Origin of the sequence: Pseudomonas sp. GOM7, from assembly GCF_026723825.1 — a bacterium.
In the GTDB taxonomy this organism is placed as follows: Bacteria; Pseudomonadota; Gammaproteobacteria; order Pseudomonadales; family Pseudomonadaceae; genus Aquipseudomonas.
On sequence record NZ_CP113519.1, the window covers coordinates 4,023,078 to 4,044,434 of the forward strand.

Genomic DNA, 21,357 nt, shown 5'->3' on the forward strand with positions numbered 1-21,357 from the left:
GCTTCACAGAGTGGCCCAGTCAACGCCGTCTTTTCAAGGCTTTGCCGTATGACCATGGGCCTAAGGGCTCGATACGAGCGCAGAAAAATGACCAACCGGTCAGACAGAAATCCCCAATCACATTGCCATCTTTTTTGAACTCTCGCGCGAACGCCTCAGTCAGTAAAGACAGGTCGCCGCATTGAATTGCCGTGAATCTCGCGCACTGCGGCCCAGGCCGAACGTCTCGAACTTCATCGTTCACAGGAGTGCTGAAAAATGGATTCAACCCTCACCAAGACCCTCGATGTGAAAGGTTCTGCCACGCCCCTGCGTGGTTTCAAACTGGCCGCCCTGCTACTCGGCAGCAGCCTGCTCCTGGCGGGTTGTGCCGGCAATCCCCCCAGCGAGCAATACGCCGTATCGGAGTCGGCGGTGAATTCGGCGGTCAGCGCCGGTGCGACCGAGTTCGCCCCTGTGGAGATGAAGGCCGCGCAGGACAAACTCAAGGAAGCCGAGTTCGCCATGCATGACGAAGACTACGAGAAGGCACGTCGTCTGGCCGAACAGGCCGAATGGGATGCCCGCGTTGCCGAGCGCAAGGCGCAGGCCGCCAAGGCTGAGCGCGCCCTGCAAGATGCCCGTCAAGGGATTCAAGAGCTGCGTGAGGAAGGCATGCGCAACGCCCAGTAATGGGCTTGTCGACGCCTCCATTCACCGACTGATCAAAGGATGAACGCCATGCGTAAACACATCATGCTTCCCACCCTGCTGGCCCTGAGCATCGGCTTGGTGGCCTGCGCCAACCAGCCCAACCCCAATCTGGAGTCGGCACGTAGCAATTTTTCCACGCTGCAGAGCGATCCGCAGGCCAATCGCCTGGCCGCGCTGGAGACCAAGGAAGCCAAGGAATGGCTGGACAAGGCCGACAAGGCCTACCTGGACGACGCGGACAAGCAGAAGGTCGACCAATTGGCCTACCTGACCAACCAACGGGTGGAAGTAGCCAAGCAGACCATTGCCCTGCGCGAGGCCGAAGCTGAGCTGCAGAACACCTCGTCGCAACGCGCCCAGGCCCTGCTGGACGCCCGCGATGCGCAGATCCGCAAGTTGCAGGACAAGCTCAACGCCAAGCAGACCGAGCGCGGCACTCTGGTGACCTTCGGTGACGTGCTGTTCGACTTCAACAAGGCCGAGCTCAAGAGCAGTGCCTACCCGAGCATCACCCAACTGGCGCAGTTCCTTCAGGAGAACCCGGAGCGCAAGGTGATAGTCGAGGGCTACACCGATAACGTCGGCTCGGCCACCTATAACCTGGGCCTGTCCGAACGCCGCGCCAACGCGGTGCGCATGGCCTTGGTGCGTGCGGGTGTCGACCCGTCGCGTATCGTCGCCCAGGGTTATGGCAAGGAGTATCCGGTGGCGGACAACAGCACCGATTCCGGTCGGGCGCAGAACCGTCGGGTGGAGGTCACCATCTCCAACGACAACCAGCCGGTGGTACCGCGTTCGGCCAGTGGGGCCTGATCCCCTCCCCGCTGTGGCAGAAACCCGCCTCATGGCGGGTTTCTTTTGATTCATCGTATTTTCAGGGGGAATGCCTGGTTGACACCAGACTGGCAAGTTTGTGTGATCTTGCCGTCTTGTGTGGGTGTTCTGGACGCCGCTTTGGGTGTTTTCAGAGATTCCAGGTTTCGCCCCCTCGGGCGACTCACTTTTCTTTGAAATGCGCAAAGAAAAGTAAGCAAAAGAAACGCACCCCCGCCATCCGGGTCTCGCTGCGCTCGACTTCCCTCACTCCGGCATCGCTCCGGGGTCGGCGTACATGGGCCATCCCTGGCCCATTACGCCTCTCGTGGCATCCATGCCACTCGCCCCCTGCGCAATGCCTACGTTCGGCCTCCTGAAGGGGGCATTTGCGCGCCTGAACGAACTGGCATTCCAAGGTACGCCTGGCGTGTTCTGGTAGCTCTGGAGCCGCGACTGCGTCGTCGAGTTAAACCAAAACTTTCATTCGCGTAGTTTCATTCTCCCGGATAGCTTGCCGGCTTTCAGCCGGCATCCCGGTCAGCCCTAGGGCTGACACATGTACAAGCACTGCGCACTACTTCTGGGTTACCTCGCGTTCAGGCGCGTGCAGAGCCCGCCCAGGAGGGCGAACGGAATCGTCGTGGAAGAGGTCGAGCGACATGGATGTCGCGAGAGCCGCGATGGGCCAGGGATGGCCCACCGTGGCGGGCCTCTGGAGCGATGATGGAGTGAGCGAACCCTCGCGCAGCGAGGGCCGGATGACCGGGCGGAGGGTTTTGGTTACTTTTGCCCGTCAAAAGTGACTCGCCCGGGAGGGCGAAACCAAAAACATCAGCAAAAACGCGGCAATTCGGAACAGACACGAGAATAACTCACACCGTATTGCCAGTCCGGTATCAATACTAATTTTCCCGAGATTCCGCGAAGAACCTTTCTTTTTACCCCTGCCAGGGGGCCTGAACGCCCTGCGCCGCCTTACTGCTCCAGCGCTGGCGTTTCCTGCCCCAGGCAACGTACGGCCTGCTTCTTGCTGTCCACCAATACACCAGTCAGCCCCTTCTGCTGGGTGTCGAACAGCACCAGCACGCCATCGACACACTGCGCCACCTGGTCGGCAGGCTTGAGCGACACCTTGTAATCCTCCCCCGGGATGGTCTTGAGCATGGTGAACTCCGACAGCAACAGCGCGTCCTCAGGCTTGGCGAAATGCAGATAGCCGTAGTACCAGAGCACGCCGATGGTGCCGACGATGCTGGCCACGCCGGTGAGGATCATGGGGATGGGATCACGTTCTTTCATTGCGAGGTCTCGGAAACGGAAGCGGGAGGAATGGGCGAGTCGACTAAGGCCAGTGGGTCTTGCAGAAAGGTCAGCAGCACCTGGCGCCAGGCATCCTCGGCGAAGGTCTGCACGTGCCCACCACGGGTTTCAATGAAGCGACGTGGCGAGCGGGCCGCCTGGTTCAGGCGCTCGCCATTGGAAAACGCCACGACCTCGTCGTCAAGGCTGTGGAAGATCAGCAATGGCAAGGGCTCGAGCTGGGCGATGGAAGCAATGGCGCTGTCGCCGTCCGGCACCAGCCAGGACAGCGGCACCTGCAACGGCCAGGTCAGCCAGGATTGGCTCAGCACGTCACGCGCCACATCGCGATAACTGGCCGGCACGCCGTCGAGCACCAGCCCGTGCAGCCGCGCTCGACGCTCGGGATGCAGGGCCAGATAATGCACGGCCAGGGCGCCGCCCAGGCTCTGCCCGAGCAGCGTCAAGGGTTTACCCTGCGTCTCGGGCGCCTGATCCAGCCAGGCGAACGCGGCGTCGATATCCTGATACACCGCCGGCAGGCGCGGCACCCCTTCGGACAGGCCATAACCCCGGTAATCGAGCATCAGCACCTGATAGCCCTGCTCCGGTAGCCAGTAGGTGCCGCCCAGGTGCCAGGCCAGATTGCCGCCATTGCCATGCAGATGCAGCACGGTGCCTTTGACGGCCACACCCGGCTTGGCCGGCAACCACCAGGCATGCAGACGCGTGCCATCGGCGGCGCGCAGTTCGATATCGCGATACTCCAGGCCAGCCCGCTCGGGAGTGAAAGGCAGCCCTGGCTCGGGGTAGAACAGCAGCCCGCTACACCCGCCCAGCCATAGGCTGACGATCAGCAGGCTCAGTGCGCGCAGCCTACTTGCCACCCGCACGCACCTCTTCGCGGGCTTGCACGGTTGCCGCGTAGACCCGCTCGGCCAGGCGCGAGAAAGGCAGGCTCTGGATCCACACCGTACCCGTGCCCTTGAGCGTGGCCAGCAGCAGGCCCTCCCCACCAAAGAGCATGCTGCGGAGGCCACCGGCCAGAGCGATGTCGTAATCGAGACCGTCGCTGAAGGCCACCAGGCAGCCGGTATCCAGACGCAGAGTCTCGCCGTTCAGCTCCTTGCGGATCACCGTGCCGCCGGCATGCACGAAGGCCAGGCCATCGCCTTCGAGCTTCTGCAGGACGAAGCCTTCGCCGCCGAAGAAACCGGCGCCAATGCGCTTGGCGAAGCTGATGCCGATGCGCGTGCCATAGGCGGCGCAGAGAAAGGCGTCCTTCTGGCAGATCAGCCGGCCACCAACCTGGGCCAGGTCGATGGGCACCACGGTGCCGGGATAAGGCGCGGCGAAGGCGACACGCGCCTGCGTCTTGCCGGCATTGCTGAAGTGGGTCATGAACAGCGACTCGCCGGTTAGCATGCGCTTGCCGGCACTCCACAGCTTGCCGAGCAGGCCGCTGGACGAGCCATCGCCCATGCGCGTCTCGAAGCGCACGCCCTCGGTCATGTAGTTCATCGCCCCGGCTTCGGCGATCACCGTCTCGCCGGGGTCGAGGATGATCTCCACCGATTGGGCGGAGCTGCCGAGAATTTCGTATTCGAGTTGATGGCTGGGCATGGGGGGGAACCTTCGGTTAGCGACAAGCTTCAAGCCACAAGCTGCAAGTTGATCGAGCAAACCGCTTGCCACTTGCAGCTTGCAGCTTGCAGCTTGCAGCTTGCAGCTTGCAGCTTGCAGCTTGCAGCTTGCAGCTTGCAGCTTTTACAGAATATTGGCGTAGTCCGCTTCGATGCGATCCAGGCTCAAATGGTTGAGGAAGTTGGAGAAGCACATCCAGGCCGACAGCGCGTTCATGTCCTGGAACTGCGGGGGCAGATACTTGGGCGGCAGCACCAGGCCCTCATCCACCAGTTTGCGCAGGGTGCGCATGTCTTCCAGGGTGGTCTTGCCGCAGAACAGCAGCGGAATCTGCTCCAGCTTGCCCTTGCGCACCGCCAACTGAATGTAGTTGTAAATCAGGATGAAGCCCTTGAGATAGGACAGGTCCTTGGTGAAGGGCAAACCGTTGGGCAAGGCGCCACGGAATACCCGGCTGGCGTTGCTGTAGCTGCCCTCCTGCCCATAACCCTGCTCGCGGAAGAACTCGAATACCTCGATGAAATCCGCGCCCTCCTCCGCCATGTGGATGGCACGGGTGCGGTTGGTCAGCTTGCGCAGGCGCGTCGGGTAGGAGGCGAAGGCGATCACTTCCATGAGGATGGCCAGGCCTTCCTGGGTCACGGTGGACGAAGGCGGCCCCTTGGCCAGGAAGGTGCAGATCGGCTGATTGAGGCCATTAAGCGTGGTGCCGACGTGCACCAGCCCTTCATGCACTTCCAGGGCCTTGACGTCACGCTCGTTGAAGCGCGCGTCGCTGCGGATCTTGATGTAATCGGCGCCCGCCGCGGCATCGGCGAGAATGCCGTCGGACTCCAGCACGCGCACGGTGTCGTCGCCGAACACCCCAGCCAGGCGCTGCTGCAGGATGTTCACCGCATCGCCCGCACCGAGGGTCTTGGGCTCGTCTTCCAGATCGCCACGGGTGGCGATGTTGTTGAGGTAGTCCGAGAGCATCAGACCGAGGTCAGCCAGGGTTGGATCACCGGCATGGAAGGCATCGGAGGCTGCGCCGTAGAGTTCCTGGCTGATCAGGCCGAAGTCTTCGGTGCCGCGCGCTTCGAGCATGCGGATGACCATGCGGTATTCCTTGCACATGCGCCGCATGATCTGCCCGACCGGGTTGAACTGGCCGAGCTGGCGGGTGATGTCGCGCTCGATGTTCTGGAATTCCAGCTTCTTGGCCTGGGCATCGAAGGCCAGTGGTCGGCTCAGGTAATAGTCGCGATCCACGGCGGGCAATACCTTGCCCTTGGCCTTGAGGAAGGCGTCGCGGATGCCATCGTCCCATTTCACCGCATCCAGCACGCGGATCGGCGTCTGCGCCTCGACGATACGGTCGCTCAAGGCGCGAATGCAGAGTTGATAGTCGTCCAGTTTCTGCTGGCTGTTCATTGCACTTCCTATTCGGCCACCCGCTGATAACGCGCCACTTCGACGAACAGGTCGGCATTGGCCGGGTCATCGAGGTAGGCCAGCACCTTGTCCAGTGGGCTGGTGATCAGCACGCCCTCTCCCTCCGGCATGTCGATGGGGTGGCCTTCCAGCAGGCCCTTCTGCATATCGGCGAGCAGGTGTTCGCTGTCGAGATTGAAGATCACCAGCTCGTTGCCACGGGTCAACTCGAAGCCGGCAATGGCGAAGTTGGCGCCCAGGCTCTTGGGCAATCCGGCGGAAAGATACCAGCGCCGGCCATGATGAGCCACGGTGAAGCCGAACTGCTCGAGGTTATCGAGGCTGTCCGGGCTGCCTTCGTACAGGCGTGCCTCGTACAGATTGGCGCCAGCACGGGTAATTTCCAGAAAGAGCCGTTCGCCCCATTCGTCCTCGCGCGTCCACTGCCCCAACAGAGGAATCGGCGCCGCCTCGTTGGCCGGGATCGGTTCCCTGAAGGTGACCAGGCAACCACTCAACAACAGAAAGGACAAGGCGGCCAGTACGCGCCAGGCTTTCATTTCGCTCTCCTTGTGCACCGCCCCGGCAGGATCGCGTCAGCGCCCCAGAGCCAGATCGATATAACGTTTGAATATGGCCAGCATCGCCTGCCTGTCCTGTTGCTCGATACCTTCGAGCAAGCCTCGATACTCCATCTGCAGGATGAGGGCCGTCAACAGTTCTCCATCCTCTTGCGGCTGACTGGAACCCAGTATTTCAAAGAAGTGCGTGACACCCTGCAAAAGTATCCACCGATGCGCCTGCGCCAAGCCGTACAAACGTGGATTGAGCAGTGACTCGAGGAAAAAGGCTCGTTCGGCGATCAGATGCTCGCGCCGCTCCTGCAACTGGTTGTGGATGTACTGCATGGCGAGTTCGGCAAGTTCGTCCACCACCTGCTGGCGAGCCTCGGCGCTGCCATCGAGTCGAGCAGCCAGTGCCACCACGACGGCTTGCATGCTTTGCCAGAATTCGGCCATGTACTCTGCGCTACGTTCGACGAACTGGGCGAAGGTGTCGGTAATGAGATCGTTGATGTCTTTGAAATAGTAGGTGGTAGCCGAGAGCGGCACATTCGCCTCGCTCGCCACCGCACGATGACGCACCGCGCGCACGCCATCGCGGACGATGATGCGCATGGAGGCGTCGAGGATGGCCTGGCGGCGCTGCTCGCTGCCCTTGCGGCTGGTCTTGCGACCCTGGTACTGAACGCTTTCTGCGACTGCGTTGGCCGCCTCGGCGGCACTCGGGGGGAACGGTATATGGTTCACGACAAGGCAACCCTCTGGGTACAAATCATGCCTGGAGAGTAATGGCTTAGCGGGACGACCAAAAGATTCCGCTACGCGGAATGATGCTATTTTGATGGCGAATGTTGAATTTGGCCGGAATTGACCGGAAAAAAGCGGCTAAAAGGCGAATAAAAGGTGCTCCGATGCGCACCGACCAAGGTGTAGGAGCAAGTCACCTGCCAGCCGAACCCCACAAGCCGCTCGAACGCCGAAAAAGGTTCATCGCATTTTCAGGGGGAATGCCTGGTTGACACCGGACTGGCAAGTTTGTGTGAGTGCTTGTTGTTTGTTCGGGTGTTTGTTCCGAATTGCCGCGTTTTTGCTGATGTTTTTGGTTTCGCCCTCCCGGGCGAGTCACTTTGCGGGCAAAGTAACCAAAACCTTCCGCCCGATCATCCGGCCCTCGCTGCGCGAGGGTTCGCTCACTCCATCGCCGCTCCAGAGGCCCGCCACGGTGGGGCCATCCCTGGCCCATCGTGGCTCTCGCGACATCCATGTCGCTCGACCTCTTCCACGACGACTCCGTTCGCCCTCCTGGGCGGGCTCTGCACGCGCCTGAGCCCGAGGTAACCCAGAAGTAGTACGGAGTGCTTGAATATGAGGTCAGCCTTAGGGCTGACCAGAATGCCGGCCGCAGGCCGGCAAACTATTCAAGTGAGTGAAACTGTACGAATGAAAGTATTGGTTTAATTCGACAGCCACATCGCGACTTCACAGCCGCCAGAGCACGCAGGACTAACCTGGTATACCTGTTCGTTCAGGCGCGCGAGTGGCCCCTTCAGGAGGGTGAGTGGAATTGTTGCGTAGAGGGGCGGGGGCGCCTAGCTCGGATGGCGGGGCTGCCTTTTTGCCTTCTTTTGTGGCGTTTGACAAAAGAAGGTCGCCGGGGGGCGAAACGGGAGGCATCAGCTAAACACTGATAAGTAGCTAGAACACCGAAACCAACACACAAACTTGCCAGTCCGGTGTTAATACTGATTTCCTCGAGATTCCGCGAAGAACCGAAAAAAAACGCCGCACTCCGTTACCGGATGCGGCGTTCTTTTCTACGAATCATTAGCAGGGTTCACAGTGAGCCCCTGCCAAGGCATCAAGCCTGTGGGCGCATGTGCGGGAAGAGGATGACGTCGCGGATCGATGGCGAGTTGGTCAGCAGCATCACCAGGCGGTCGATGCCGATGCCTTCACCGGCGGTGGGCGGCATGCCGTACTCCAGGGCACGGACGAAGTCGGCGTCGTAGTGCATGGCCTCGTCGTCACCGGCATCCTTCTCCGCCACCTGGGCGAGGAAGCGCTCGGCCTGGTCTTCGGCATCGTTGAGCTCGGAGTAGGCGTTGGCGATCTCGCGGCCACCGATGAACAGCTCGAAGCGGTCGGTCACAGCCGGATTCTGGTCGTTGCGACGGGCCAGCGGCGAGACCTCGAACGGATACTCGGTGATGAAGTGCGGCTGCTCCAGCTTGCTCTCCACCAGCTCCTCGAAAATCATCACCTGCAGCTTGCCCAGGCCTTCGTGGCCAAGCACCTTGGCGCCGGCCTTCTTGGCGATGGCGCGGGCCTTCTCGACGTCGTTCAGGTCAGCTTCGCTGATGTCCGGGTTGTACTTGAGGATCGAGTCGTACACCGACAGGCGCACGAAGGGCTCGCCGAAATGGAACACCTTGTCGCCATACGGCACGTCGGTGCTGCCCAGCACGGCCAGGGCCAGCTCGCGGAACAGTTCCTCGGTCAGATCCATGTTGTCGCGGTAGTCGGCATAGGCCTGGTAGAACTCGAGCATGGTGAACTCGGGGTTGTGCCGGGTCGAAACACCTTCGTTACGGAAGTTGCGGTTGATCTCGAACACTTTCTCGAAGCCACCGACCACCAGACGCTTGAGGTACAGCTCCGGGGCGATACGCAGGAACATGGCCATGTCCAGCGCGTTGTGGTGAGTCTCGAATGGCTTGGCTGCCGCACCACCCGGGATCGTCTGCAGCATCGGGGTTTCCACTTCGAGGAAGCCGCGCTCGTTGAGGAAACGACGGATATGCGCGATCACCTGCGAGCGCACGCGGAAGGTGTGGCGTACTTCTTCGTTGACGATCAGGTCGACGTAACGCTGGCGGTAGCGCTGCTCGGTGTCGGTCAGACCGTGGTGCTTGTCCGGCAGCGGGCGCAGCGACTTGGTCAGCAGACGCACGTTCTGCATGTCGACGTACAGGTCGCCCTTGCCCGAACGCGCCAGGGTGCCCTCGGCAGCGATGATGTCGCCCAGGTCGAAGTGCTTGACCGCTTCCAGCTGCTCGGCCGGCAGGGTCTTGCGGTTGACATAGACCTGCAGGCGACCGGAGGTGTCCTGCAGCACCATGAAGGCGCCACGGTTGAGCATGATGCGACCGGCGATCTTCACCGGGATGGCAGCGGCTTCCAGCTCTTCCTTGCTCTTGCCCTCGTACTGTTTCTGCAGGTCGGCGCACAGGCTGTCGCGGCGGAAATCGTTGGGGAAGGCAATGCCCTGCTCACGGACGGCAGCAAGCTTTTCCTTGCGCTGGGCAATCAGCTTGTTTTCTTCCTGTTGCAGTTCGTTGTGGTCGAGTTGTTGGTCGCTCATTGCGGGTCGTCCCGGTCAAATCATCATTCTGGAAAGATCGCTGCAGGTTGAAGCGAATGCCTCCTCAGAGGCTCATCCGCTTCACTTGCGGCTTGTAGCTTGAAGCTTGCGACTGCTGTCAAAGCCCCTGTTTGAGGCTGGCCTCGAGATAGCCGTCGAGGTCGCCGTCGAGCACCTTCTGGCAGTCGCTGCGCTCGACGCCGGTACGCAGGTCCTTGATACGCGAGTCATCGAGCACGTAGGAACGGATCTGGTGGCCCCAGCCGATGTCCGACTTGGAGTCTTCCAGCGCCTGCGAGGCGGCGTTGCGCTTCTGCATCTCCAGCTCGTACAACTTGGCCCGCAGCATCTTCATGGCGGTGTCCTTGTTGGCGTGCTGGGAGCGTTCGTTCTGGCAGGCCACCACGGTGTTGGTCGGCACGTGGGTAATCCGCACCGCCGAATCGGTGGTATTGACGTGCTGACCACCGGCACCGGAGGAGCGGTAGGTGTCGATGCGCAGGTCGGACGGGTTGATCTCGATCTCCACCTTGTCGTCGATCTCGGGGGACACGAACACCGCCGAGAACGAGGTGTGGCGACGAGCACCGGAGTCGAACGGGCTCTTGCGCACCAGGCGGTGCACGCCGATCTCGGTGCGCAGCCAACCGAAGGCGTACTCACCCTTGATGTGCACGGTGGCACCCTTGATGCCGGCGACTTCGCCCTCGGACAGTTCGACGATCTCGGCACTGAAGCCGCGCTTGTCGGCCCAGCGCAGGTACATGCGCAGCAGGATGTTGGCCCAGTCCTGGGCCTCGGTGCCGCCGGAGCCGGCCTGGATGTCCAGATAGCAGTTGTTCGGATCCATCTCGCCGCTGAACATGCGGCGGAATTCCAGCTTCTCGAGGATCTCGCGCAGGCGCTCGACTTCGGCGACGATATCCTTCACCGCACCTTCGTCGTTCTCTTCGGCAGCCATTTCCAACAGGTCGCGGGAGTCACTCAGGCTGCCGGTGAGGTCGTCGATGGTTTCGACGATCTGCGCCAGCATGGCGCGCTCACGGCCCAGGGCTTGCGCGTACTCTGGCTTGTTCCAGACGCTGGCGTCTTCCAGCTCGCGGTTTACTTCGACCAAACGATCATGCTTTTGATCGTAGTCAAAGATACCCCCGAATGGTCTGGGTGCGCTCGGACAGATCCTTGATGGCGTTGAGGATCGGATTGATTTCCATGGTAGTAGGCACTCGCGGCAAATCGGACGGAAAAGCCGCAGAGTATACCTGAGCGAGAACGCGCCTGGCAGCCCGCCTGCGCTAAGGATTCTCCAGACGCGGGATCAGCGGCTCTCTATACTTGGCCCCATGCTCCCTACGGATGAATCGTCTCGATGCCTCTCTCCTACAGCCTGCGCAGTCGCTTCGCCCTCGTCATTGCCCTGCTGGTGGGCGCCCTTAGCTGGATGCTGGGGACATTGATCGGCCAATACAGCAGCCAGCAGTTTCGCGAGGATACAGGCCGCAACCTGGCCGAGCTGTCCTACAGCATGGCCGATCGCCTAGACCGTGACATGGCCAGCCGTGCGGCAGTGCTACGAGTCCTGGGCAGCTTGCAGGCCCTGCGCCAACCGGACGATCTCGGTGAAGTCCGCCAGTTGCTCGACAATCTGCAGAAAGAGATACCCAGCATCGCCTGGATTGGCTTCGTCGACCCTCAGGGCACAGTGCTGGCCTCCAGCAACGGCCTGCTCGAAGGCGCCAGCGTCGCGCAACGCCCGGTTTTCCTGGAGGCCCAGAAGAACATCTTCATCGGCGACGTGCACGAGGCGGTACTGCTGGCCAAGTTGCTGTCGAACCCCTCGGGCGAGGCGATGAAGTTCGTCGACATCAGCCTGCCGATCAAGGGCAGCAATGGCGAACTGGTCGGCATACTGGCCTCGCACCTGTCCTGGGCTTGGGCCTACGAGGTGCGCCGCTCGCTGCTCGAACCGATACAGGAACGGCGCAACGTCGAGTTCTTCGTCATCGGCAAGGAGGGTTCGATACTGCTCGGCCCACGCGAGATGCTCGGCCACCCCCTGGAGCTACCCAAGCTCGCCGACCTGCAACCGGGTAGCAGCCAATGGGCGGTGCAACGCTGGCCGGACGGCAACGAATACCTCACCGGCATGACTCGCAGCCAGGGTTATCAGGACTATCCCGGCCTGGGCTGGACGGTGGTGGCACGGCAATCGGTGGAGCAGGCCTATGCCCCCGCCCAGCGTATGCTGCTGAACATTCTCATCTGGGGCAGTGCCCTGGCCCTGGCCTTCGCCTTCTTCGGCTGGTTGATCAGCGGTTACTTCACCCGGCCGCTGCAGGAGATCGCCGAGGCTGCCGACCGCCTCAGCGCTGGCGAGGTCAGCGAGATTCCAGAGATGCAGGGCAGCCGCGAGATCACCCAGCTAAGCCAGTCCATCCGCCATCTGGTGGAAAGCCTGACCCTGCAGAAACGCGCTCTCGGCGCCATGGAAACCCTGGCCCACCACGACCCGCTGACTGGCCTGCCAAACCGTGTGGCCCTGGAGAAGTACCTGCCCCGGGCGCAGCACCGTTGTCAGGCGCAGCAGCAGTGCCTGACCCTGCTCTACCTCGATCTCGATGACTTCAAGCCGATCAATGATACCTATGGTCACAGCGCCGGCGACCACCTGTTGCGTGAGCTGGCACAACGTCTCAAGAGCAACCTGCGCGACGGCGACATGGTGGCACGCCTGGGCGGTGACGAATTCCTCATGATCATGCTGGTCAACGAGGCGGATGCCCGCCAGCAGGCGCGCCAGGTGGCCGAACGCGCCATCGCTAGCCTCGGCCAGCCCGTGCAACTGGAAGAGGGCCAAGTGCGCATCGGCTGCAGCATCGGCGGTGCCATCTGGCCGCTGGATCACGCCGACCTCGGCGAGGCGCTGGAGCTGGCCGACCAGGCCCTCTATCGGGCCAAACAGGAAGGGCGCAACCGCGCCCAGTTCCAGGACGGCGCGATCACGATCTCATGATCCCGGGGCGTCGGCCACGATCATCTGCGCGGCCTTCTCGGCGATCATCAGCACCGGCGAGCAGGTATTGCCGGAAACGATGGTCGGCATGATCGAGGCATCGACCACACGCAAGCCGCCGATGCCGTGCACGCGCAGGCGCGCATCGACCACGGCGTCACGCCCCTGCCCCATGGCGCAGGTGCCGGCAGGATGGAAGATGGTGGTGCCGATCTCCCCCGCCGCACGCTGCAAATCCTCTTCGCTGTCGTAGCCCGCCCCCGGCTTGTATTCCTGCGGCCGGTAAGGTGCCAGTGCCGGTGCAGCGACGATGCGCCGGGTCAGGCGAATGGCAGCGGCCGCCACCTGCAGGTCGCGGGCATCGCTCAGGTAATGCGGGCTGATACGGGGCGCATCCTTGAGCTGCGCCGAAGCGATCTCGACACGCCCCCGGCTGTATGGGCGCAGGTTGCATACCGAGGCGGTGAAAGCCGGGAAATCGTGCAGCGGCTCGCCGAAACGATCCAGCGACAGCGGCTGCACGTGATACTGCAGATTGGCGCGCGCCTGGCCAGGATCGGACTTGGCGAAGGCGCCAAGCTGGCTGGGCGCCATGGACAACGGGCCGCTACGCTTGAGCAGGTATTCCAGCCCCATGCCCAGCTTGCCCCAGGGCGTGGCGGCGATGCGGTTGAGCGTCTTCACCCCCTCGACCCGATAGATCAGGCGTAGCTGCAAATGATCCTGCAGGTTCTCGCCGACACCAGGCAGTTCGTGCTTCACCCCGATACCAAGCCGCTCGAGCAAGGGCCGCGGGCCGATGCCGGAGCGTTGCAACAACGCGGGCGAACCGATGGCACCGGCGCACAGCAACACTTCACGGCGCGCCGCCACGCGCACCTGGCGCCCCTGCCAGCGCAGCGACAAGGCCTGCGCCCTGGCTGCATCCAGCTCCACCCGCTCGGCCTCGGCATCCGTCAGCACGTGCAGGTTCGGGCGCTGGCGAATGCCACGCAGAAAGGCCTTGGAGGCATTCCAGCGCACACCGCCTTTCTGATTGACCTGGAAGTAGCTGCAGCCTTCGTTGTCGCCGCCGTTGAAGTCCTCGATGCTGGCGATACCGCTCTGCGCCGCAGCCTCGCGAAAGGCTTCGAGAATCTCCCAGGACAGGCGCTGACGCTCCACCCGCCACTCGCCATCGCCGCCGTGCAGCGCACTGTTGCCGGCGAAGTGATCCTCCGTGCGCTTGAACAGCGGCAGCACCTCGTTCCAGGCCCACCCCGGATTGCCCGCTGCGGCCCAGGCATCGTAGTCGGCAGCCTGGCCGCGCATGTAGATCATGCCGTTGATCGACGAGCAGCCGCCGAGCACGCGACCACGCGGGTACTTGAGGCTGCGCCCGTGCAGGCCGGGATCGGCCTCGGTGGCATAGCACCAGTCCGTGCGCGGGTTGCCGATGCAGTAGAGGTAACCGACGGGAATGTGAATCCAGGGGTAGTTGTCGCGCCCGCCTGCCTCGATCAGCAGCACGCTGACGCCCGGGTCGGCGGAAAGCCGGTTGGCCAGCAGGCAACCGGCGGGGCCGGCGCCGACGATCAGGTAGTCATAGGCATCCAGGGGTGCTTGCGACATGGGCATCCTCGCGTGTCGTTCTTGTCGTTGGCCCACAGCCTAAAACAAGCGCAGCGCGAGGATGAATGATCTTTTGGTCTGAGAGCACAGCTCTCAGACGTGCTGCAGCTCGGCTCGCACCTGCGCCTCCAGCTCACCCTTGAGCGCTGGCGGTAGCTGTAGCTGGCGCGCCAGCTCTTCCAGGTAGGCGCGCTCCATGAAGTGCTCCTCGTCCACCATCAGCACGCTGGCCAGGTACATTTCCGCGGCCATTTCCGGCGTGCTGGCGGCGCGCGCGACGTCGGCCGGATCCAGTGGCTTGTTCAGCTCGGCATGCAGCCAGGCCTGCAGCTCGGCATCCTGCGCCAGCTTGCCCAGCTCCTCCTCGATCAATTGCCGCTCACGCTCGTCGACATGGCCGTCGGCCTTGGCCGCAGCCACCAGCGCCTTGAGAATCGCATGGCTGTGTTGCTCGGCCTGCGGCGCCGGCAAACGATCCAGGGTCTGCGGTTCAACCGGCTGCGTGCCACCCTGCTGGGCCTGTTGCGCCTGCCAGTTGCCGTAGGCCTTGTAGGCCAGCACGCCCAGCGCGGCCAGGCCGCCATAGATCGCCACCTTGCCACCGACCTTGCGTACCCGCTTGTTGCCCAGCAGCATGGCCAGCGCCGCACCACCACCGGCGCCCTTGAGCATCGAGCCGAGATCGCTGCCACCGCCCTTGCCGGACTTGCCCCCAAGCAGACCGCCCAAGGCGCCACCCAGGCCGGACGAGGAAGCACCACCGCCCTGCTGCTGCAGCATGTCTTGGCCGGATTTCAATAATTGGTCGAGCAGGCCGCGCGTGTTCATGGAGGCTCTCCGAGAGTTGAAAGCCCTGAATCTACTGCGAAGCCACGCTGACGTCGGTTCGAGATTGCGTCAGGATATTGCGCGCGGATCGGCAGCGGACTCAGCGTGGAGCGATATGCGCCACCATCAACTGCACGCTCTCGTTGCCACGGAACTCGTTGAGGTCGAGCTTGTAGGCCAGTTCGGCCCAGCGCAGCGTGGGATTGGGCCAGACCTCGCGGTCGATGTTGAAGGCGATGCCATCGAGCTGCACGCTGCCGCATTCGGTCTTGAGTACCAGCTTCAGATGGCGTTCGCCGACGATGCGCTGATTGACGACCTGGAACACACCATGGAACAGCGGCTCGGGGAAATGCTGGCCCCAGGGCCCGGCATTGCGCAGGGCACGGGCCAGTTCCAGATGGAATTCGGTGGCGTCGAGCTGGCCATCGGAGAGCAGGCGCCCGGTCAGGTCGTCCTCGCTGAGCTGACGGCGCACTTCGGCGTCGAAGGCGGCGGCGAAGGCGCCGAAGTTGGCCTGCGGCAGCGACAGGCCTGCGGCCATGGCATGCCCGCCGAACTTGCTGATCAGCCCCGGATGCCTTGCGGCCACGGCGTCCAAAGCATCACGAATATGCAGCCCCGGCACCGAACGCGCAGAGCCCTTGAGCATGCCCTCACCGGCGTCGGCGAAAGCGATGGCCGGGCGGTGGTAACGCTCCTTCAGACGCGAGGCGAGAATGCCGATCACCCCCTGATGCCAGTCCGGCTCGAACAGGCACAGGCCGAACGGCATGTCGTCCAGGGACAGATCCTTGAGCTGGGCCAGCGCCTCGCGCTGCATGCCCTGCTCGATGGCCTTGCGATCCTGATTGAGCTGGTCGAGTTGCACCGCCATGTCGCGGGCCAGGGCCTCGTCGTCGCAGAGCAGGCATTCGATCCCCAGGCTCATGTCGTCCAGGCGCCCGGCCGCGTTCAGTCGTGGGCCGAGGATAAAGCCCAGGTCGGTGGAGGTGATGCGCCGATGATCGCGTCCGGCCACTTCGAGGATCGCCCGCAGGCCCGGCCGCGCCCGTCCGGCACGGATGCGCGCCAGGCCCTGGTGCACCAGGATGCGGTTGTTGGCGTCCAGCGGCACCACGTCGGCCACGCTGCCCAAGGCCACCAGATCGAGCAGCTCACCCAGATTCGGCTCCGCACGGCTGGCGAACCAGCCGCTTTCACGCAGGCGCGCACGCAATGCCAGCAGCACGTAGAACATCACCCCGACGCCTGCCATGGCCTTGCTGGGGAAGCTGCAGCCCGGCTGGTTGGGATTGACGATGGCATCGGCGGCCGGCAGTTCCGGCCCCGGCAGATGGTGATCGGTGACCAGCACCTTGAGCCCGGCGGCCTTGGCTGCGGCTACGCCATCGACGCTGGAGATGCCGTTGTCCACGGTCAGCAACAGATCGGGCTGGCGCTGCAGCGCCACGGCGACGATTTCCGGCGTCAGGCCATAGCCGTACTCGAAGCGATTCGGCACCAGATAGTCGACATGCGCCGCACCAAGCAGGCGCAGACCGAGCACACCGACCGTACTGGCCGTGGCGCCGTCAGCGTCGAAGTCACCGACGATCAGGATGCGCTGGCGCTGCGCCAGCGCCTCGACCAGCAGTTTGACCGCTGCATCTATACCCTTGAGCTGCTGGTACGGGATCAGCCGTGCCAGGCCCTTGTCCAGCTCCTCGGCGGACTGCACGCCACGGGCGGCGTAGAGACGGGTGAGCAGCGGCGGCAGGTTGCCCAGGTCAGGCAGTTGTGCAGGTAGGGGACGGGCTTCGATACGCATGGGCGAGGTGTCGCTTTTTCAAGATGGTACGGTTTTTTCTCCCCTCTCCCATTTATGGGAGAGGGGCTGGGGGAGAGGGCCAATCCAGCAACACCGAGCCGCCGAAATCCCCCTCTCCCTAGCCCTCTCCCCGAGGGGAGAGGGAACTGCATCCGGCTACGGTTTCAACGCTGGCCAGCCAACCACTCCAGCGGGATTTCATGCTGGCCACGCTCGTCGGTGACGAACAGCTCGCCATCGCTGATCATCACGCTCCAGGACAGCGAACGCGGCATGTCCAGCGCCAGGTCGGCCAGCGCCTCCTGGCCCAGAGCGACCACGTTGATGTTCTTCAGGCTGCGCACCGGGTCGAGGCACTTGCCCTGCCACACGCGCAGGTTGCCATAGGCCACCAGGCTGAACTTTTCGGTACGCCGCGAGCACCAGGTGATGCGCTCGCTATCGGGCTGACCGACTTCGATCCAGTGCAACACGCGATCGTCCAGGCTCTTTTCCCACAGCGCCGGTTCGTCGACGTCCGACAGGCCACGACCGAAGGCCAGTTGCTCGTGATAGAACAGTGCATAGGCGATCAACCGCGCGGCCAGGCGCTCTTCGGTTTCCGAGGGGTGGCGGGCGACGGTGAAGCGCAGGTTCTCGTAGACGCTGCGATCCATGTCGGTGAGGTTCAGTTCGATCTTGTAGGTGGTCGATGGCAGGGCCATGGCGGGCTTCTTGGCTGGTCGAAAGAACGCCAGTCTACCCCGAAAGCATGGCCCCGCCGACCATCAACAGGTCATGCGGGTGATCCGCAACTGCTCGTCGGTGTAATCGATGATCGCCTGTAGGCTGTTCAGATCGAGGTGCAGGCGGCAGTAATGCTCACCATGGCGCCAGGCCAGCTGCAGTTGATCATCCGTCGAATAGTTCAGCTCGAAGCGCCCCTCAAAGGCCGGGTGCTGGCAACGAAAGCGCATCAGCGCCAGCAGGCGCTGCACCAGCGGCTGCTGCAAGGCCTGCTCGGCCTCCTCCAGGCTATAGTAATGGCGATTGACGTCACGCGCCTCGCCGGTCTGCTCGAGCAGGTCGAAGTCGTTGCAGCCGCACAGCAGGCCGACGTAGTACACCTGGGGGATACCGGGCACGAAGAACTGGATGGCACGGGCAGCAATATAGGCCTCGTCATTGCGCATCAAGGCCTCGTAGAAGGTGCAGGTGAGTTGGTAGATGGCGCCGACGCTGTGCACGTTCACCGCCGAGCGACGCAGGATGGGGTCGGCGCTGCGGGTCGAGACTTCGTCGATCAGGTACTGAATCTGCGCCTCGGGTAGCATGCCTTCAACATCCGGGATGCAGATGCCGTCATGGGTATCGAGCACGGTGACCTGGTTGCGCGGGCACATGCGCAGCCAGTTCTTCAGGTAGCGGCTGCTGCCACTGAGCAAGGCATGCAGCACCAGCGGCGGTAGAGCGAAACCGTAGGGGCGCATCTGCCGCCGCGAGATGGCGTACTGGTAGCTGATGTGATCATGCACTTCCGGCATCATCTCGGCATCGTACTTGGCCCCGGTTTCGCGGAACCACTCGAGAATGCGGTAAACGTTCGGCTCCACCAGGAAGCAACTGGTACCGATACGCTTGGTGGTGTAACCGAAGGCATCCAGACGGAACAGCTTGACCCCGCGCGCGGCGAGAAAGGCCATGTACTGCTCCATTAGCTGGTAGGTCTGCGGCGAATCGTAATTGAGGTCGATCTGCCGCTCGGTGAAGGTGCACCAGACCCGACAGGTCTCGCCACTGGCCAGACGCACCTCGCGAAACGGTTCCTTTTCCTTGCGGATATGGATCTTGGCCAGGTCGTCGTGAGTGATCTCGCCAAGGCTGTCGACCTGCACGAAGAGATCCGCATAGCGCGAATTCTGGCCATGGGCGAGGAAGTCCAGGAACTCCGGCGACTCGTCGGCGATATGGCTGATCACCAGGTCGACGCACAGGTCGAAACGCGCGGAGATCCGCTCGACATCCGCCCAGTCGCCGTAGCGTGGATCCACCTCCATATGGGTGAGCGGCGAGAAGCCACCATCGGCGTTGGAGGGGTACAGCGGCAGGATATGCACGCCGCCCAAGGCATCGCCCAGGTGCCGATCGAGGAATTGGTAAAGTTCCCCCAGGTTACGCCCCAGGCGGTCGGGATAGGTGATCAGTTGAACGGCATTGCGCAGCGTCATGAGCCCCCCGGCGTCTTCGATGGTCTGACAAAGGCGTACGCCAAGATCACCAAGCCTGTCAAGGAAACAGCGCCATGCCGTGGGGCTAACGCGCCGGCTCTGCTACCAGCAGCCAATCGCCGGTCGGCAGGCACCGCACGCGGTTGCGCCCCTGATGCTTGGCGCTGTACAGGGCCTGATCGGCCTGCGCCAGCAGCCATTGCAGATCACACTCAGCATCCGCACAGAAAGAGACGCCAATGCTGACGCTGCGCGTCAGGCCGTTGCTTTCGAGGGTAAAGAAGTCAGCGCGAATGCGTTCCGCCATCGTCATGGCCTGCTGCCGATCAGCCACGATCAGGCAAGCGAACTCCTCACCGCCAATCCGCGCGAAGATGTCTTCCTTGCGCATCTGGCCCTGCACCAGCTTGGCAAAGTCGACCAGCACCTGATCCCCGGCGGCATGACCGAAGCCATCGTTGATCCGTTTGAAATGGTCGAGGTCGAACAGCAACAGCGCCAGCGGCCGTTGCTGGCGCCGGCACAGCGCCAACAGGCGCTCACCACTTTCGAGAAATCCACGCCGATTGGCGACACCGGTCAGCACGTCACGATAGGCCGCCAGGCGCAGCCCCTGCTCGGCACGCTCCTTGACCATCGACAGCATGACGAAGGCCATGCCCACCGCGTAGAGCAAGCTTTCGATCAACAGATAACCGAACAGTGGGCTGTTCTGTAGCGCACCTGCCGACTCATCGAAGCTCAACAGTGCCCGCATGGTCATGAAGGCGAGGTGAAAGGCGATCAGGATCATGGCGGGGAGTGGCGAAACATCCAGCTGCGAACGTGCTCGCCACAATTCCAGCAGCGCAGCCAGCAGGTACGCCCCCATCAGCAAGGTATTGAACAACACACGAGCCTGCAGGCTCTGGTAGAACGGCGGCCAGAAGCAAGCCGCCAACCACAGTAGAGCACCGGCAAGCACCCATGCATAACGGGGGCTGCGCCCACAGAACAGGCGCATGGCGGTCCAGTTCATCGCGCCACAGAGCAACAGCAGCATGTTGCCAACGATGACCGGCAGCCAGTCCATTCCCATGCCACGCAAGGCATTGAGGATCAGTCCCGCGCTGGCCAGCAGCAGCATGATGCCTGCCCACAGCAGCAAGCGCTGCTCGCGGCCTCGCAGCCAACTGAACAGCAGAAGCAGGCCACACAAGGTGATGACCGAGGTATTGGCGACCAGCAGCGAGGGCAGGTGAAACTGGAACATCAATGGAACTCGATCAAGGCATGATGCGATTCGAGATTATGGCAGATAGCCACAGCCGTCAGTTCAAAGCAGTGTGGCAATCAGCTTTCGCGCCCTCTGGCGACCGAACCATCTCGGTTGAGCAACGCCGCTAAGTCACAAGCCAGGTTTTACTCAGTTGCCTGCGTAACGCGCCCAGAGCGACTCGAACTCACGACTGTAGGCCGCCACCAGTTGCGGGTGGTCGATGACCAGGAGGTTTTCCTCGTTGCTGGTGCTGGCACTGCGCGTCCAGTTGAAGCTGCCGTTGAGCAGCAGACGGCCGTCGAACAGGGCGAACTTGTGGTGCATGTGAAAGGGGCCGGCGTCGATGCGCAGCGGCACGCCCTTGTCGCGCAACCACTGGATATCGCTGCCGACATCGAACTGTTTTTCGTTGTCGGTGATCACCCGCACGGCGATGCCGCGTTGATGGCAGGCGAGAACTTCCTCGCTGAGCTGATCATCGGAGATGGTGTAGACGCAGATCTCCACACTCTTGCGCGCCTGGCGGCACAGCTCGCGGATCTTGCGCCGGCAGCTCTCACCGGGGCTGAAGTGCGCCGTGGCATGCTCGACGCGTGGCGCGCTGCCAACGCTGTCGAGGGTCTTGATGACTTGCTCCAGCCATTTCAGCGCTGGCTCGACGTTCTCAGGCTCGCGCATCAGCTCGCGAGCAAGGCCAAACGCGCGGTTGCGCATGAAGCGCACCTGATCGCTGCTCAGTTCACTACCCAGTTGGCGCAGCTCGTCGCGCTCCTCGTTGCTCAGGCGCAGATCGGCGAGGCTGTCACGCAGTTGCTGGTCGAGGCGGTTGAAGTCCATGGAA

At 62.7% G+C, this 21,357-nt stretch carries 18 protein-coding genes; 3 read left to right on the forward strand and 15 right to left on the reverse strand.

Features of this window, described 5'->3' with window-relative positions; genetic code table 11:
- The first annotated feature begins 258 nt into the window (after window positions 1-258).
- Both OU800_RS17785 and OU800_RS17790 read left to right on the forward strand, forming a co-directional pair.
- Entirely contained in the window at window positions 259-672 is a 414-nt protein-coding gene (locus OU800_RS17785) for a DUF4398 domain-containing protein (RefSeq protein WP_268178662.1), read from the forward strand.
- 48 nt (window positions 673-720) lie between these two features.
- On the forward strand, window positions 721-1,506 hold the full coding sequence (locus OU800_RS17790; RefSeq protein WP_268178663.1) for an OmpA family protein: 786 nt from the start codon (window positions 721-723) through the stop codon (window positions 1,504-1,506).
- A 978-nt stretch (window positions 1,507-2,484) separates the two neighbouring features.
- On the opposite strand, the gene OU800_RS17795 is transcribed toward OU800_RS17790, so the two are convergent.
- From OU800_RS17795 to prfB, 8 genes are all read right to left on the reverse strand, one after another.
- Entirely contained in the window at window positions 2,485-2,808 is a 324-nt protein-coding gene (locus tag OU800_RS17795; protein WP_268178664.1) for a hypothetical protein, read from the reverse strand.
- Window positions 2,805-3,695 (reverse strand): alpha/beta hydrolase, encoded by an 891-nt coding sequence (locus OU800_RS17800; protein ID WP_268178665.1) that lies wholly within the window; start codon window positions 3,693-3,695, stop codon window positions 2,805-2,807. The genes OU800_RS17795 and OU800_RS17800 overlap by 4 nt, the downstream gene beginning before the upstream one ends.
- Entirely contained in the window at window positions 3,685-4,431 is a 747-nt protein-coding gene (locus OU800_RS17805) for a TIGR00266 family protein (RefSeq protein WP_268178666.1), read from the reverse strand. Before OU800_RS17805 ends, OU800_RS17800 begins: the two co-directional genes overlap by 11 nt.
- A 144-nt stretch (window positions 4,432-4,575) precedes the next feature.
- Window positions 4,576-5,865 carry a flavohemoglobin expression-modulating QEGLA motif protein gene (locus tag OU800_RS17810; protein ID WP_268178667.1) on the reverse strand — a complete coding sequence of 430 codons (1,290 nt, stop codon included), beginning with the start codon at window positions 5,863-5,865 and terminating at the stop codon, window positions 4,576-4,578.
- An 8-nt stretch (window positions 5,866-5,873) separates the two neighbouring features.
- Complete coding sequence (locus OU800_RS17815) at window positions 5,874-6,425, reverse strand: hypothetical protein (protein ID WP_268178668.1); 552 nt, start codon at window positions 6,423-6,425, stop codon at window positions 5,874-5,876.
- 36 nt (window positions 6,426-6,461) lie between these two features.
- Window positions 6,462-7,175 carry a TetR/AcrR family transcriptional regulator gene (locus tag OU800_RS17820; protein WP_268184367.1) on the reverse strand — a complete coding sequence of 238 codons (714 nt, stop codon included), beginning with the start codon at window positions 7,173-7,175 and terminating at the stop codon, window positions 6,462-6,464.
- A gap of 1,111 nt (window positions 7,176-8,286) precedes the next feature.
- On the reverse strand, window positions 8,287-9,789 hold the full coding sequence (lysS, locus tag OU800_RS17825) for a lysine--tRNA ligase (protein ID WP_268178669.1): 1,503 nt from the start codon (window positions 9,787-9,789) through the stop codon (window positions 8,287-8,289).
- A 118-nt stretch (window positions 9,790-9,907) separates the two neighbouring features.
- Window positions 9,908-11,003, reverse strand: a protein-coding gene (gene prfB, locus OU800_RS17830) for a peptide chain release factor 2 (RefSeq protein ID WP_268178670.1) whose coding sequence is annotated in 2 segments (ribosomal slippage) — window positions 9,908-10,930 and window positions 10,932-11,003 — 1,095 coding nt in all. Because the reading frame shifts where the segments join, the coding sequence is not laid out codon by codon here.
- Between the two features lie 155 nt (window positions 11,004-11,158).
- Between prfB and OU800_RS17835 the strand changes: the two genes are divergently transcribed.
- Entirely contained in the window at window positions 11,159-12,802 is a 1,644-nt protein-coding gene (locus OU800_RS17835) for a GGDEF domain-containing protein (RefSeq protein ID WP_268178671.1), read from the forward strand.
- Here the strand turns inward: OU800_RS17835 and OU800_RS17840 are convergent.
- The 7 genes from OU800_RS17840 to OU800_RS17870 all read right to left on the reverse strand — a co-directional run bounded on the left by OU800_RS17840 (window position 12,797) and on the right by OU800_RS17870 (window position 21,353).
- On the reverse strand, window positions 12,797-14,413 hold the full coding sequence (locus OU800_RS17840; RefSeq protein ID WP_268178672.1) for a GMC family oxidoreductase: 1,617 nt from the start codon (window positions 14,411-14,413) through the stop codon (window positions 12,797-12,799). The two genes, OU800_RS17835 and OU800_RS17840, sit on opposite strands and share 6 nt — an antisense overlap.
- Before the next feature lie 93 nt (window positions 14,414-14,506).
- Window positions 14,507-15,241, reverse strand: a complete 735-nt coding sequence (locus OU800_RS17845; protein WP_268178673.1) for a tellurite resistance TerB family protein — start codon at window positions 15,239-15,241, stop codon at window positions 14,507-14,509.
- Window positions 15,242-15,341: 100 nt separating this feature from the next.
- Window positions 15,342-17,051, reverse strand: coding sequence for a single-stranded-DNA-specific exonuclease RecJ (recJ, locus tag OU800_RS17850; RefSeq protein ID WP_268178674.1), 1,710 nt, complete (start codon window positions 17,049-17,051; stop codon window positions 15,342-15,344).
- 164 nt (window positions 17,052-17,215) lie between these two features.
- Entirely contained in the window at window positions 17,216-17,755 is a 540-nt protein-coding gene (locus OU800_RS17855; RefSeq protein ID WP_268178675.1) for a YaeQ family protein, read from the reverse strand.
- Between the two features lie 63 nt (window positions 17,756-17,818).
- A complete protein-coding gene (gene gtfA / locus OU800_RS17860; protein ID WP_268178677.1) occupies window positions 17,819-19,258 on the reverse strand; it encodes a sucrose phosphorylase in 1,440 nt (479 codons plus the stop codon).
- Window positions 19,259-19,343: 85 nt separating this feature from the next.
- The gene (locus OU800_RS17865) at window positions 19,344-20,510 is read right to left on the reverse strand and encodes a GGDEF domain-containing protein (RefSeq protein WP_268178678.1); all 1,167 of its coding nucleotides are present in this window, start codon (window positions 20,508-20,510) and stop codon (window positions 19,344-19,346) included.
- A 153-nt stretch (window positions 20,511-20,663) separates the two neighbouring features.
- Window positions 20,664-21,353, reverse strand: coding sequence for a phospholipase D-like domain-containing protein (locus OU800_RS17870; RefSeq protein WP_268178680.1), 690 nt, complete (start codon window positions 21,351-21,353; stop codon window positions 20,664-20,666).
- Window positions 21,354-21,357: the final 4 nt, after the last annotated feature.

Excerpts from the sequence above, each read along its gene's own strand:
- OU800_RS17840 (WP_268178672.1), bottom strand. The coding sequence starts at position 14,413 with ATGTCGCAAGCACCCCTGGATGCCTATGACTACCTGATCGTCGGCGCC.
- lysS (WP_268178669.1), bottom strand. The coding sequence starts at position 9,789 with ATGAGCGACCAACAACTCGACCACAACGAACTGCAACAGGAAGAAAAC.
- OU800_RS17845 (WP_268178673.1), bottom strand. The coding sequence starts at position 15,241 with ATGAACACGCGCGGCCTGCTCGACCAATTATTGAAATCCGGCCAAGAC.
- OU800_RS17835 (WP_268178671.1), top strand. The coding sequence starts at position 11,159 with ATGCCTCTCTCCTACAGCCTGCGCAGTCGCTTCGCCCTCGTCATTGCC.
- OU800_RS17855 (WP_268178675.1), bottom strand. The coding sequence starts at position 17,755 with ATGGCCCTGCCATCGACCACCTACAAGATCGAACTGAACCTCACCGAC.
- OU800_RS17810 (WP_268178667.1), bottom strand. The coding sequence starts at position 5,865 with ATGAACAGCCAGCAGAAACTGGACGACTATCAACTCTGCATTCGCGCC.
- OU800_RS17805 (WP_268178666.1), bottom strand. The coding sequence starts at position 4,431 with ATGCCCAGCCATCAACTCGAATACGAAATTCTCGGCAGCTCCGCCCAA.
- OU800_RS17795 (WP_268178664.1), bottom strand. The coding sequence starts at position 2,808 with ATGAAAGAACGTGATCCCATCCCCATGATCCTCACCGGCGTGGCCAGC.
- OU800_RS17815 (WP_268178668.1), bottom strand. The coding sequence starts at position 6,425 with ATGAAAGCCTGGCGCGTACTGGCCGCCTTGTCCTTTCTGTTGTTGAGT.
- OU800_RS17790 (WP_268178663.1), top strand. The coding sequence starts at position 721 with ATGCGTAAACACATCATGCTTCCCACCCTGCTGGCCCTGAGCATCGGC.
- OU800_RS17785 (WP_268178662.1), top strand. The coding sequence starts at position 259 with ATGGATTCAACCCTCACCAAGACCCTCGATGTGAAAGGTTCTGCCACG.
- gtfA (WP_268178677.1), bottom strand. The coding sequence starts at position 19,258 with ATGACGCTGCGCAATGCCGTTCAACTGATCACCTATCCCGACCGCCTG.
- OU800_RS17870 (WP_268178680.1), bottom strand. The coding sequence starts at position 21,353 with ATGGACTTCAACCGCCTCGACCAGCAACTGCGTGACAGCCTCGCCGAT.
- OU800_RS17865 (WP_268178678.1), bottom strand. The coding sequence starts at position 20,510 with ATGTTCCAGTTTCACCTGCCCTCGCTGCTGGTCGCCAATACCTCGGTC.
- recJ (WP_268178674.1), bottom strand. The coding sequence starts at position 17,051 with ATGCGTATCGAAGCCCGTCCCCTACCTGCACAACTGCCTGACCTGGGC.